Annotated in this window: 10 protein-coding genes; 5 read left to right on the top strand and 5 right to left on the bottom strand. The window is 59.2% G+C overall.

Going from position 1 to position 13,728, the window contains the following annotated elements:
• Positions 1-180: 180 nt before the first annotated feature.
• From hmsP to CWM53_RS23740, 3 genes are all read left to right on the top strand, one after another.
• Complete coding sequence (hmsP, locus tag CWM53_RS23755; protein ID WP_206053090.1) at positions 181-2,187, top strand: biofilm formation regulator HmsP; 2,007 nt, start codon at positions 181-183, stop codon at positions 2,185-2,187.
• A 156-nt stretch (positions 2,188-2,343) separates the two neighbouring features.
• Positions 2,344-3,630: a dicarboxylate/amino acid:cation symporter gene (locus CWM53_RS23745; RefSeq protein WP_061153027.1), complete on the top strand. Its 1,287-nt coding sequence runs from the start codon at positions 2,344-2,346 to the stop codon at positions 3,628-3,630.
• A gap of 219 nt (positions 3,631-3,849) precedes the next feature.
• On the top strand, positions 3,850-5,352 hold the full coding sequence (locus CWM53_RS23740) for a M16 family metallopeptidase (RefSeq protein WP_061153028.1): 1,503 nt from the start codon (positions 3,850-3,852) through the stop codon (positions 5,350-5,352).
• A 54-nt stretch (positions 5,353-5,406) separates the two neighbouring features.
• Here the strand turns inward: CWM53_RS23740 and CWM53_RS23735 are convergent, their stop codons facing one another.
• On the bottom strand, positions 5,407-6,336 hold the full coding sequence (locus CWM53_RS23735) for a sugar kinase (protein ID WP_012967094.1): 930 nt from the start codon (positions 6,334-6,336) through the stop codon (positions 5,407-5,409).
• A gap of 194 nt (positions 6,337-6,530) precedes the next feature.
• Between CWM53_RS23735 and CWM53_RS23725 the strand changes: the two genes are divergently transcribed.
• Positions 6,531-8,582: an AsmA family protein gene (locus tag CWM53_RS23725; RefSeq protein ID WP_100729724.1), complete on the top strand. Its 2,052-nt coding sequence runs from the start codon at positions 6,531-6,533 to the stop codon at positions 8,580-8,582.
• Positions 8,583-8,619: 37 nt separating this feature from the next.
• On the opposite strand, the gene CWM53_RS23720 is transcribed toward CWM53_RS23725, so the two are convergent.
• The 3 genes from CWM53_RS23720 to CWM53_RS23710 form a co-directional block, all read right to left on the bottom strand.
• Positions 8,620-9,942, bottom strand: coding sequence for an MFS transporter (locus tag CWM53_RS23720; RefSeq protein ID WP_100676313.1), 1,323 nt, complete (start codon positions 9,940-9,942; stop codon positions 8,620-8,622).
• 271 nt (positions 9,943-10,213) lie between these two features.
• Complete coding sequence (yhjD, locus tag CWM53_RS23715; RefSeq protein WP_074387003.1) at positions 10,214-11,245, bottom strand: inner membrane protein YhjD; 1,032 nt, start codon at positions 11,243-11,245, stop codon at positions 10,214-10,216.
• A 106-nt stretch (positions 11,246-11,351) separates the two neighbouring features.
• Positions 11,352-12,251, bottom strand: a complete 900-nt coding sequence (locus CWM53_RS23710; RefSeq protein ID WP_100631008.1) for a LysR family transcriptional regulator — start codon at positions 12,249-12,251, stop codon at positions 11,352-11,354.
• Between the two features lie 119 nt (positions 12,252-12,370).
• Between CWM53_RS23710 and CWM53_RS23705 the strand changes: the two genes are divergently transcribed.
• Entirely contained in the window at positions 12,371-13,129 is a 759-nt protein-coding gene (locus tag CWM53_RS23705) for an SDR family NAD(P)-dependent oxidoreductase (RefSeq protein ID WP_100676312.1), read from the top strand.
• 34 nt (positions 13,130-13,163) lie between these two features.
• Here CWM53_RS23705 and CWM53_RS23700 read toward each other — a convergent pair whose 3' ends face one another.
• Positions 13,164-13,697, bottom strand: coding sequence for a GNAT family N-acetyltransferase (locus CWM53_RS23700; RefSeq protein ID WP_100729725.1), 534 nt, complete (start codon positions 13,695-13,697; stop codon positions 13,164-13,166).
• Between the last annotated feature and the right edge of the window lie 31 nt (positions 13,698-13,728).

The raw sequence follows: 13,728 nt of genomic DNA, 5'->3' as shown, positions 1-13,728 counted from the left end.
TCATTGCCCACCGCCGGCCGCCGGGGAGGCTTCTCCGGCGTCTGCGCTAGCGCGCGGAAATATCCCGCCACTTCATCCCTCGCGGGCGTGGGCGAAGGATTTAAGTATATAATCAGCCTGAAACGACCGGGATTGAAGGATTGATGCCGGGTATGCATTCAGTATCAGTGGAGAACACCGTTGCGCGTCAGCCGTTCACTTACAATCAAACAGATGGCGATGGTCGCGAGCGTGTCCATGGCATTTGTATTGGTTTTTTGCACTATTTTGCTGTTTCACTTTGTGCAACAGAGTCGCTTTACCACGGCCACGCAGTTAGAAAGTATCGCGCGATCCGTTCGCGAACCGTTATCTGCGGCTATTCTGAAAGCCGATATTCCGGAAGCGGAAGCCATTTTGAGCCGTATCCAGCCTGCTGGCATCGTCAGCCGGGCGGATGTGGTATTGCCGAACCAGTTCCAGGCGCTGCGGATGCGATTTATCCCCGAGCGGCCGGTGCCGGTGACCGTCACCCGGCTGTTTGAGCTGCCGGTACAGATTTCGTTACCTATTTATTCACTGGAGCGGCCAGCCAACCCGCAGCCGCTGGCCTATCTGGTGCTGCAGGCCGACTCCTATCGCATGTATAAGTTTGTCATGAGCGCCCTTGCTACGTTAGTGACGGCTTACTTACTTTTGGTGTTAATGCTGACGGTGGCGCTGACCTGGTGTATCAACCGGCTGATGGTGCGCCCGTTGCGGCGTATCGCCCGTGAGCTGAACGATCTCTCTCAGCAGGAGCGTCTCGGCCATCAGCTAACGCTCCCGCGCCTGCACCATGACGACGAGATCGGCATGCTGGTGCGCAGCTATAACCGCAACCAGCAGAGCCTGGTGCGCCAGCATGATGAGCTGTCCATCCAGTCGACCCGCTTCCCGGTCTCCGAGCTGCCGAATAAAGCCTTTTTGCTGGCGATGCTGGAGCAGACGGTGGCCCGCCCGCAGAGCGCCGCGCTGATCGTCGTCGCCTGCGAAACCCTGCAGGACGCCGCCGGCGTCCTCAAGGAGAGCCAGCGCGAAATGCTGCTCCTGACGCTGGTGGAGAAGCTGCGGGCCGCCATTCCGCCACAAATGGTGCTGGCTCAGGTGAGCGGGTATGACTTCGCGATTCTTGCCGATGGCCTTGCCGAACCGTGGCAGGCGGTGACGTTAAGTAAGCAAGTGCTCACTATTATTAATGAGCGTTTGCCGCTGCATGGTCTGCAGCTGCGCCCCTACGCCAGCGTCGGGATCGCCATGTTCCACGCCGGGCTCAGTGCCGAACAGTTTTACCGTCGCGCGGTGTCAGCCGCCGTCACCGCACGACGTAAAGGCAAAAACCAGATCGAGTTCTTCGATCCCGAGCAGATGGAAAAGGCTCAGCGTCGCCTGATGGAAGAGCACGACATTATGACTGCCCTCGACAACCAGCAGTTCGCTATCTGGCTGCAACCGCAGGTGGCCTGCGCCAGCGGCGAGATCTGCGGCGCCGAGGTGCTGCTGCGCCAGCGGCAGGCGGATGGCAGCTGGTCGCTACCGCCGTCGCTGATTGAGCGTATTGAGTCCTGCGGGCTGATTATCCCGGTCGGCTACTGGGTGATGGAAGAGGCCTGTCGCCAGCTGGCGGCCTGGCAAAGCCAGGGGATTATGCTGCCGCTGTCGGTTAATGTTTCCCTGCTCCAGCTGCTGGAACACGATCGTGGTGAGGAGATGCTGAAGCTGATCGCCCGCTACCGCATCGCCCCTGGCACCCTCATCCTCGAGGTGACGGAGAGCTGCCGGATGGACGATCCGCAGGATGTGATGGCGCGGTTGCGACCGCTGCGCGAGGCCGGGGTGCAGATTGCGCTGGATGACTTTGGCATGGGTTATGCCGGGTTGCACCAGCTGCAGCAGATGAAGGCCCTGCCGGTGGATATTCTGAAAATCGATAAGGTATTCATCGATATGCTGCCGGAGGATGTCAGCATGGTGCCGGCGATGATCCAGCTTGCGCGCGGCCTGTCGCTGCGTATCGTGGCGGAAGGCGTGGAGAGCGACGCCCAGTACCGCTGGTTGCAAACCGCTGGCGTCGAGGTGCTCCAGGGCCATCTGTTCGGTTGCGCTTTGCCGCAGGAGGCATTCAGCGCGCGCTATTTATCTCCGGTCCAGGAGGATGCAAATTTGTAAATGTTTTGTTGACTTGTGCGAGTCAGCTCAAAGATTTTAACAATCGCGTTGCACTTTCGGCGTTAGTTATTTCTGAAATGTTTCCAGGGTGTTATTTTTAAGCCACAGACGTCAAATATCCCTTCTTGCTCTGTGGTTATTCCCAAAGGACACCCTATGAAAACCTCTATCTTTAAAAGCCTCTATGTCCAGGTTCTGACGGCCATAGCGATCGGTATTCTGCTGGGCCATTTTTACCCGGAACTGGGCGCGCAAATGAAACCCCTCGGCGACGCCTTCGTTAAGCTGATTAAAATGGTGATTGCTCCGGTTATCTTCTGTACCGTCGTGACGGGGATCGCCGGGATGGAGAGTATGAAAGCCGTCGGCCGTACCGGGGCGGTGGCGCTGCTCTATTTCGAAGTGGTCAGCACCATCGCGCTGATTATCGGTCTGATTATTGTCAACGTGGTGCAGCCGGGCGCTGGCATGAACGTTGACCCGTCGACGCTCGATGCGAAAGCGGTGGCGATGTACGCTGAGCAGGCGAAAGACCAGGGGGTGGTGGCCTTTTTACTGGATGTGATCCCGGGCAGCGTCATTGGCGCCTTCGCCAGCGGCAACATTCTGCAGGTGCTGCTGTTCGCCGTCCTGTTTGGTTTTGCTCTGCACCGTCTGGGCAGCAAAGGTCAGCTGATTTTCAACGTCATTGAAAGCTTCTCGCAGGTCATCTTCGGCATCATCAATATGATCATGCGCCTGGCGCCGATCGGTGCCTTCGGGGCCATGGCCTTTACCATTGGTAAATATGGCGTCGGCACCCTGGTGCAGCTGGGGCAACTGATTATCTGCTTCTATATCACCTGTATCCTGTTTGTGGTAGTCGTGCTGGGCAGCATCGCCCGGGCCACCGGCTTTAGCATCTTCAAATTTATCCGCTATATCCGTGAGGAGCTGCTGATTGTGCTGGGGACCTCCTCGTCAGAATCGGCGCTGCCGAGAATGCTCGACAAAATGGAGAAGCTGGGCTGCCGCAAATCGGTGGTGGGCCTGGTGATCCCGACCGGCTATTCATTCAACCTCGATGGCACCTCTATCTATCTGACGATGGCCGCAGTCTTTATTGCCCAGGCGACCAACAGCCATATGGATATTTTCCACCAGATCACCCTGCTGGTGGTGCTGCTGCTCTCCTCGAAAGGGGCGGCGGGGGTGACCGGTAGCGGCTTCATCGTGCTGGCGGCGACCATCTCCGCCGTCGGGCATTTGCCGGTGGCCGGCCTGGCGCTGATCCTCGGTATCGACCGCTTTATGTCCGAAGCCCGTGCGCTGACCAACCTGGTGGGTAACGGCGTCGCTACGGTGGTGGTGGCCAAATGGGTCAAAGAACTCGATGCCAAACAGATGGATGATGTTCTGAATAACCGTGTTCCAGCGAACAAATCGCACGAATTATCCTCTTAAATCCTCCTCTTAGGCCCGTACTCCCTTGCTGGAGTACGGGCTCCTGCGCATAATTAGAGGTCATTTCCGCCCGGAGGAAATGACACGAAATGATTATTTTGCGTTGTCATGCGACATTTTCGTCTCCGTGTGGTCTAACCGACGTATTTCACTCTCACTTTTTTCGGCAGCCCGTCAGTGGGGTGCTGTTGTAACCAGGAATGTTCATCAGGGGTTCACATGCAGGGCACAACAATTAAACTCTTAACGGGCGGTTTGCTGATGGTAGCGGCGGCCGGTTATGTGCAGGCAGAAGCGCTCCAGCCTGATCCGGCCTGGCAACAAGGGACCTTAGCGAATGGTTTGACGTGGCAGGTGCTGGCCACGCCGCAGCGTCCCAGCGACCGTATTGAAGTCCGTCTGTCCGTGAATATTGGCTCGCTGAGCGAAAGCACTCAGCAGAGCGGTTTCAGCCGCTTTATTCCCCGCCTGGCGTTGACGCAAAGCGGTAGCCTGCCAACGATGCAGGCGCGCTCTTTATGGCAGCAGAGTATTGACCCGAAGCGTCCTCTGCCGCCGGCCATCGTCTCTTACGATTACACGATGTTTAATCTCAGTCTGCCCAATAACCGCAACGATCTGCTGAAAGAGGCGCTGAGCTGGCTGGCGGACGCCAGCGGTAAGCTGACCATTACGCCTGAATCGATCAATCATGCGCTGCAGGGCAGCGACATGGTGGCGACCTGGCCGCTGGATACCAAAGAGGGCTGGTGGCGCTACCGCCTGAAAGGGTCCACCATGCTGGGCCATGATCCCGCAGCGCCACTGAAGCAGCCGATTGACGTGGCGCACCTGAAAGACTTTTATCATAAATGGTACACCCCCGACGCCATGACGCTGATTGTGGTCGGTAACGTCGACAGCCGCAGCGTCGCCGAGCAAATCAGTAAAACCTTCGGCGATCTGAAGGGCAAGCGGGAAACACCCGCGGCGGTGCCGACCTTATCACCACTGCCTACCGTGCCGGTCAGCATCATGACCAGCGCGGTGCGTCAGGACAAACTGTCCATCATGTGGGATGCGCCCTGGCAGCCAATCCGTGATTCCGCGGCGCTGCAGCGCTACTGGCGCGACGACCTCGCCCGCGAAGCGCTGTTCTGGCACGTGCAGCAGAGCCTGAGCAAAAATAACGTGAAGGATATTGGTCTTGGCTTTGACTGCCGGGTGCTCTATCAGCGCGCGCAGTGCGCCATCAACATCGAATCGCCGGGCGAGCGTCTGAACAACAACCTGAGCGTGGTTTCGCGCGAGCTGGCGAAAGTGCGGGACAACGGCCTGCCGCAGGAGGAGTTTGACGCGCTTATTGCCCAGAAAAGCCTTGAGCTGCAGAAGCTGTTTGCCACCTATGCGCGCACGGACACTGACATTCTGATGAGCCAGCGCATGCGCTCCCTGCAGAATCAGGTGGTGGATATCGCGCCGGAGCAATACCAGAAGCTGCGGCAGGAGTTCCTCAACTCCCTGACGGTCGACATGCTGAACCAGTACCTGCGTCAGCAGCTGTCTCAGGATATGGCGCTGGTGCTGCAGCAGCCGAAAGGCGAACCGGAATATAACATGAAGGAACTGCAGGCTACGTGGGAAAAACTGATGGCGCCGAATCCGGCGGCCGCGGCGGTCAGCGGTAGCGCTGATACGGTTGACGCTCACAGCGAGGCCAGCGATATCCCGCCAGGGCAGTAACCTAACGCCTCTCCGGCGCGCCAGCGGCGGCCGGAGAGCGCTTCCTGCGGAGAATTACTGCGGCATCGCTTCCCGTGGGATGATCGCCCCACGATACTGGATCACCGTGCTGGCGGTCAGGTGTCCGCGTTTGGCGGCGGATTCAGCATCGCCACCGGTCAGGCGAACAGCCAGATAACCGGCGCTGAAGGAGTCTCCGGCGGCGGTGGTATCCACCACCTTCTCTTTGGCCAGCCTGACAGCCGGCACTTCCTGTAGCGGTTGCCCGCTAACCGAGACCAGGCAGGCATCCGCCCCGCGCTTCACCACCACCTCTTCCACGCCGGCGGCATGCGTGCGGGCGATCACCTCAGCAACCGGTTTTTCCCCCCACAGCGCGTCTTCATCATCGAGGGTCAGAAACGCGATATCGGTGCAGGCGAGCATCTCCTGATAGACCTGCTGCGTCTCCGCCTGGCTGGCCCACAGGCGTGGACGATAGTTGTTGTCGAAGATCACCTTGCCGCCGTTGGCGCGGCACTCACGCAGCAGCGTGAACAGCTTGTCGCGGCTGGCCGGGCTGAGAATGGCGAGACTGATGCCGCTCAGATAGAGATAGTCGAAAGTGGCCAGCTCTTCACAAATCGCCGCCGCGCGATCGCTCTCCAGCCAGAACTTTGCCGCCGCCTCGTTGCGCCAGTAGTAGAAGGTGCGCTCGCCGGTATCATCAGTTTCAATGTAATACAGCCCCGGCAGGCGGTCGGCCATCCGCTGGATCAGATCGGTGTTGACGTTTTCCTGCTGCCAGCTGTCGAGCATCTGCTGGCTGAAGGCATCGGTTCCCAGCGCGGTGACATAGTGGACGCTCAGCGCACTGGCATCGGTCTGCCTTGCGATATAGACCGAGGTGTTTAAGGTATCGCCGCCAAAGCCGCGGTTAACGGCCCCGTTCTTCTCTGACAGCTCAATCATGCATTCGCCAATGACGGCAATTTTTTTAGACATAGCCAGAACCTGCAATGGAATCGATATGAGCGCTAGTGTGCGCTGCGCTGTTTGACTGGTCAATCATATTAAAACATCGTTCCATTATTTTTTTGACCTGACGCGCGTAATGTGACGAAAAGCGCATTTCCAGGAGAAACGCCGCTTTTTGACTATATTCAGGACTGACGTGATGCAAAAGGAGCGGAGTAGGGATGAGCAGAACCCGTAAAACGTTGGTTATCATCACAGGAACGATACTGTTGCTGATCGTTCTTTTCTTTATCGTGCTGGCCACCTTTGACTGGAACCGGCTGAAGCCGACGATCAATCAGAAAGTGTCCGCTGAGCTTAACCGCCCGTTCGCCATCCGCGGCGATCTCGGTGTGGTCTGGGAGCGGCAGCCGGACGAGCGCGGCTGGCGCAGCTGGGTTCCGTGGCCGCATGTGCACGCGGAAGATATCGTGCTGGGCAACCCGCCGGCCATTCCCCAGGTGACCATGATCCACCTGCCGCGGGTGGAGGCGACCCTCGCCCCGCTGGCGCTGCTGAGCAAAACGGTGTACCTGCCGTGGATCAAGCTGGAACAGCCCGACGTGCGGCTGATCCGCCTGGCGGAAGACAACAATAACTGGACCTTTCATCTGGCAGGCGATCAGCGTACGTCGGGCGATAGCGCCCCCTCCAGCTGGTCCTTCCGCCTTGATAACATTCTCTTTGATCGCGGGACTATCGCCATTGATGACAAGATCACCCGCAGCGATATCACCATCCTCGTCGATCCTCTCGGCAAACCGCTGCCGTTCAGCGAAGTGACCGGAGCCGACGATCGCCATACCGCGACGAAAGTGGGCGACTACGTCTTTGGCCTGTCGCTGAAGGGCCGCTACAAGGACCAGCCGGTCACCGGCAACGGTAAAATCGGCGGTATGCTGGCCCTGCGCAGCGCAAGCACGCCTTTCCCGCTGCAGGGCGACTTCCACTCCGGCAACACGCGGGTGGCGTTCAGCGGCACGGTCAGCGACCCGCTCAACGTCGGCGGCATCGACCTGCGGCTGAAATTCGCCGGCGACTCGCTGCGCGATCTCTACGACCTGACCGGCGTGCTGCTGCCGGAGACGCCATCGTTCTCTACCGACGGCCGCTTGCGCGCTGACTTTAAGCAAAAAAACAGCATGCGCTTTGACTATCAGGATTTTAATGGTCGGATCGGCGATAGCGACATTCATGGCTCCCTGACCTACACCACCGGCAAACCGCGGCCGAAACTCAGCGGCGATATGGAGTCGAAGCAGCTGCGGCTGGCGGACCTCGGGCCGTTAATCGGCGTCGACTCTGGAAAAGGGACGAAGAAAAGCGCTTCGCGCCAGGGGAGCGACCGGCCGCAGCCGGCGGGTAAAGTGCTGCCGGCAGACCGCTTTGAAACCGATAAATGGCAGGTGATGGATGCCGATGTACGTTTTAAGGGCCGGAGAATTGAGCACGGCGGCACCCTGCCGATCAGCGATCTGTCGACCCACGTGATCCTGGAAGATGGCGACCTGCGCCTGCAGCCGGTGCGCTTTGGCCTGGCCAATGGTTCGATTGCCGGCAGCGTACACCTGCAGGGTGATAAAAAGCCGCTGCAGGGTGAGGCCAATCTGCAGGCGCGACGCCTGAAGCTGAAGGCGCTGATGCCGAACGTCGAGATGATGCAGAAAACCCTCGGCGAGATGAATGGCGATGTCCAGCTGCGCGGCAGCGGTAACTCGGTGGCAGCCCTGCTCGGCAACAGTAATGGCAATCTGAAGCTACTGATGAACGACGGCCTGATCAGTCGCAACCTGATGGAAATTCTCGGCCTTAACGTCGGCAACTACTTGATAGGCCAGATTTTTGGCGATGAGGAGGTCCGGGTGAACTGTGCGGCGGCCAATATCGACGTGACCAACGGTGTCGCCCGGCCGCAGATTTTTGCCTTTGATACGGAAAACGCGCTGATCAATGTGACCGGGACCGCCAGCTTCGCCTCCGAGCAGCTGGACCTGACCATCGATCCGGAAAGTAAAGGCTTCCGGGTGATCACGCTGCGTTCACCGCTGTATGTTCGGGGCACCTTTAAATCGCCGCAGGCGGGGGTGAAGGCCGGGCCGCTGATTGTCCGCGGTGCGGTTGCGGCCGCGCTGGCAACCCTGGTGACGCCGGCCGCCGCGCTGTTGGCGCTGGTCTCCCCGGCGGAGGGCGATAGCAACCAGTGCCGGACCATTTTGTCGCAGATGAAAAAGTAGGGGAGAGCCCTGACGCCAGCGGCGTCAGGGCGAAGGATCACAACGACTGGTGGCGGGTCTCGTGGGTCAGCAGCAGGGCGATCAGCGTCAGCGCCGCCATCGCCGCCAGATAGGTGCCGACCGCCGCCAGGCCGTAGTTGCCCTGCAGCCAGGCGGCAATGTACGGTGCGACCGAGGCGCCGAGGATCGACGACACGTTATAGGAGAATGACGCGCCGGTGTAGCGCACTTCCGTCGGGAACAGCTCCGGGAGCAGCGCGCCCATTGGGCCAAAAGTCAGTCCCATCAGGCTTAAACCCAGCAGCAGGAAGGCGAACACCAGCAGCGGGTTACCGGAGCCCAGCAGCGGTTTAAAAGCGAACAGGGCGAACAAAATAATCATCGTAGTGATGACAATCATGCTCTTACGACGACCAAAGGCGTCCGCCAGCAGGCCGGCGACAGGTACCATCACGCCAAAGCCAATCACCGCCATCATCAACATCCACAGCACTTCGTTACGCGGCAGGCCCAGGCCATTCGGCGCGGCGCCGGTACTGAAGGTCATCGAGTAGACGGTCATGATGTAGAACAGGGTATAGGTTGCCAGCATGATGAAGGTGCCCAGCACCGTCACGCGGACGTGTTTGGTCAACAGAGTACCCAGCGGGATTTTGACCTGTTTTTTCGCCGCCGCCACTTTGGCGAAGACCGGCGTTTCGTGCAGCGAGACGCGCACGTACAGACCGATGATCACCAGCACGGCGGAGAAGATAAACGGCACGCGCCAGCCCCACGCCATAAACTGCTGGTCGGTCAGCAGCCAGGAGAGCAGCAGGAAGGTGCCGTTGGCGAAGAAGAAGCCGATCGGCGCGCCCAACTGCGGGAAGGAGCCGTACAGGGCCCGCTTGCGCGGCGGGGCGTTTTCCGTAGCCAGCAGCGCTGCGCCGCCCCATTCCCCTCCGAGGCCAAGGCCTTGACCGAAACGCGCCAGCGCCAGCAGCATCGGCGCGACAATGCCAATGCTTTCATAGCCGGGCAACAGGCCGATCACCACGGTGGAGATCCCCATGGTTAACAGTGAAGCCACGAGGGTGACCTTGCGGCCGACGCGATCGCCGAAGTGGCCAAACAGCGCGGAGCCGATCGGCCGGGCGACGAAGGCGATGGCGAAGGTGGCCAGCGACTGCAGGGTGGCCGCGGCGGGATCACCCTGCGGGAAAAAGATATGCGGGAAGACGATGACCGCGGCAGTGGCATAGATGTAGAAGTCGAAAAACTCAATGGCGGTGCCAATGAGCGAGGCGACAACGACTTTGTTGCGTGAGTTGACCGGGGCGGTTTCCTGCGAGTTTTCGAGTGTGGTGGCTGTGGCTTGCATAGATCTTTCTTATTTTTGCGCGAACGAAAAGCCATATAGCCACAGCCACAGGGACATTTCAATCTGTAACAAACGCCGAGAATGGGCAAAAAACAGGCAAAAAGCGGATAATTTTTACACCAGTGAAAATAGTTCTATGAAATGCTTCACACAATTAAAAAGATAGAGGATAAAACCAGTTTTGAGTTAAATAAAAGTTAATAGGTGGATTTATCTACTGAAATAAAGCGCGAGGATGAATTTTGCCTCTTCAATTCATCCTCGCAATGCGTTAACGGTGGGTTTTGCCCGGCATCCGCCGGTCGTCTTTATACTCCGCGGTGGCGATCCACGCGGCGCAGAATAGCGTCAGGCGGGCAAAGAAATAGAAAAAGGCCATCAGCCCCAGCACCGAACCGAATGCCGCCCCGGAGGGGGATTTCACCAGCGCCGGCAGCGTCCAGGTCATGACGATTTTGATGATTTCAAAGCCAATCGCTGCGATAAGGGTGCCGCGAAACAGGGCTTTGCGCCGTGGACGATGGCGCGGCAGACGCCAGAAGATCCAGAAAAAGAGCAGATAGTTGGCAAAAATCGAGATGGCGAGGCCGATCAGCCGCCAGGCGGGTTTCAGCCATTCAATGTTGTCGAGATACAGCGCGGAGATAATCAACTGCTGGGCGGAACCGGCGACAGAGGTGATCGACAGCGTAATGATCAGCGCCACCAGCAGACCGATTAGCGAGATAAGATCGCGGAAGTATTTTATCCAGATTTTCTCCTCGTCCTGCGGTCGGCGTTCCCAGACGTCGCGCGACTGGGCGCGGATCGCTTCCCGCAGATTGCCCATCCAGTTAATACCGGAATAGAGCGCGACCAGCAGGCCGACCAGACCGACGGCAGTACGCTGTTGCACCGCGGTGTTGATGGTGTTTTTCAAGGTCGCCGCCAGCGTTGGGTCACTGACGTTTTGCAGAATTTTGTCGAAAATGTCCTGCAGCAGGGTCGGGTGCCAGGCCAGCACGAAGCCGGCGGCGGCAAAGGAGACCATCAGGATCGGGATCATCGACAGGAACGAGAAGTAGGTGATGGCCGCGCCGAACTGATTGCCCAGTCGGTCATTGAAACGTTCTGCGGCGCGTAACAGATGGGCAATAACCGGGTTGCGTTGTACCCTGGCCGCCGTTCCGGTGACGGTCTTCAGCGCCTGGCTGGCTTTTTGCCCGACGGCCGTGTCATTGAGGGCCTCGAGCGTACTTTTGTTTTTCTCCGGCTGTGTGTCCGGTTCCTGTGGTGGGCGTCGATCGTCGTTTTCCGGCGTCATACGTGATTTCTTCCTTTTTTACAGCGAGATTCAGCAAAAAGTATACCTTAAATGCCGTATCTTGCAGGAACCCATCTGCCCGCCACCCGTTCACCATCCGCGGGGATCAATCGACATAATCTTTCATCAACCCGCCCAGCCACTCCATAAACAGGTGCACGCGGCGGGAGAGATTGCGCCGATGAGGGTAGATAAGCGAGACCGGCAGCGGCTCGGCGCGGTACTGGGGCAGGATCTCAATCAGGTCGCCAGCGCGTAACGCCTCGCGCACGCCGGTACGCGGTACCTGAATGATCCCCAGCCCGGCGATACAGGCCGCCTGGTAGGTTTCCGTGCTGTTGACCGTCAAAATCCCGCCGGTTTTTACCCAGCGCACCGCGCCGTCGAGCATGACCTCAAAGCCGGGGGGACGGACCCCGAGGGTGCTGGCGTAGTGGATCAGGGCATGATCCGCCAGATCCTCAAGGGATTGCGGATAGCCAAATCGCGCAAGGTAGTCCGGGCTGGCGCAGTTAATTTGCGTCAGTTTGCCCAGTGGGCGGGCGATAAGCCCCGAGTCTTTGAGCGCGCCGACGCGCACCACGCAGTCAAACCCCTCGCGGATCACGTCCACCAGCCGATCGCTGCTGCTCAGCTCCAGTTCGATGCCCGGATACTGCTGTAAAAAAGTCGGCAGATGGGGGATCACCAGTTTTTTAGCAAAGCCGACCGGCATATCCACCCGCAGCCGGCCGCTGATGCTCGCCGGATCGTGCTGGAACATACCGTCCAGTTCATCGAGGTTGCTCAGCAGATCCTTTGCCCGTTCATAGTAGACCATCCCATCCTGGGTGAGCTGAACCCGGCGGGTGGTACGGTGCAGGAGCCGCACGCCAAGATGGCTTTCCAGGGCCTGGATCTGCCGCGAGACGCTGCCTTTCGGCAGCGCCAGGGTCTCGGCGGCGCGGGAAAAACTCTCCAGATCCGCTACGCGAATGAATAACTGCATTGCATGAATTTTATCCATGCCGATCGCCTATTGTTGTTATGGATGAAACAGTAAAACGTAATGTAGCGTATTTATTGTTGCACTGGCAGTTAATAAGCTAGAACACAATCACAACGCAACCTGAAAGGGGTCTTCTGATGACACAACGTATCGCTTTAGTGACCGGCGGCAGCCGCGGTCTGGGTAAAAACGCCGCGTTGAAGCTGGCGGCGAAGGGAACCGATATTCTTCTGACTTACCACAGCAACCGCCAGGCGGCCCTCGACGTGGTAGCAGAAATAGAGCAAAAAGGGGTCAAAGCGGCAGCATTAGCGCTGAACGTCGGGGATACCTCAAGTTTTGACACTTTCGCTAGCGAGGTGGTGCAGGTGCTGGCGCAGAAGTGGGGGCGCACCACCTTTGATTATTTACTGAACAACGCCGGGATTGGCCTCAACGTGCCCTTCGCCGAGACCAGCGAAGCGCAGTTTGACGAGCTGATGAACATCCAGTTCAAAGGACCGTTTTTCCTGACCCAGCGTCTGCTGCCTCTCCTGGAGGACGGGGGGCGGATCCTCAACGTTTCCAGCGGCCTGGCGCGCTTTGCCCTGCCGGGCTATGCGGCTTACGCCGCGATGAAGGGGGCGATGGAGGTCCTGACCCGCTATCAGGCGAAAGAGCTGGGTGGGCGCGGTATTTCGGTGAATATCATCGCGCCGGGGGCCATCGAGACCGACTTTGGCGGCGGGGTGGTGCGCGATAACGCCGAGGTGAATCAGCATATCGCCGCCCAGACCGCGCTGGGGCGGGTTGGGCTGCCGGATGATATCGGCGACGCCATCGCCGCCCTGCTCAGCGATGAGCTGGCGTGGATGAACGCGCAGCGTGTGGAAGTCTCGGGCGGGATGTTCCTCTGATCCTGACTGCCCCCAGCCTGTGACCGGCGGTGCGCTACGGCGCATCGCCCTCCCCACGTAGCCGACCGAACAGCCAGTCGTTGTGCCAGCGCCCGTTCAGCCAGTAGTTTTCCCGCAGCTCCCCTTCCAGCCGGAAGCCGGCTTTGAGCAGTAACTGCTTAGACGCCTCGTTGCCGGCGGTGACGCTGGCGGTCAGGCGGCGGACGCCGCCGGTGGTAAAGGCGTAGTCGCACAGCGCGCGCAGCGATTCGTAGCCGTAGCCCCGACCCTGCGCCGACGGAGCGAAGAGAAAGCCAACCTCGGCAATGTCGCGGTGATGATGTTGGTAACCGGTCAGGCCGAGCGGGGCATGGGTGAGCCTGTCGCGCACCACCAAACACAGCCAGTGTTCGTCCCCCGGCGCCCACGGCGGCAGGCGCGAATCAAACGCCTCGCGGATGGCCGCCTGCGGCCGGGGATCGGCGACGTAAAGCATGACCTGCGGATCCTGCTGCAGGGCGAGAAAAAACGACCAGTCATCCAGCTGCAGCGGTGAGCAGCGCAGGCGCGGCGTCAGGAGTTCAGGCATAAGCGTCCTTCCGGGCAGGGCGAATCCTCTG

Source organism: Klebsiella sp. A-Nf5 (assembly GCF_002810545.1).
In the GTDB taxonomy this organism is placed as follows: domain Bacteria; phylum Pseudomonadota; class Gammaproteobacteria; order Enterobacterales; family Enterobacteriaceae; genus Klebsiella; species Klebsiella variicola.
This window is presented reverse-complemented; position numbering and strand designations above follow the sequence as displayed.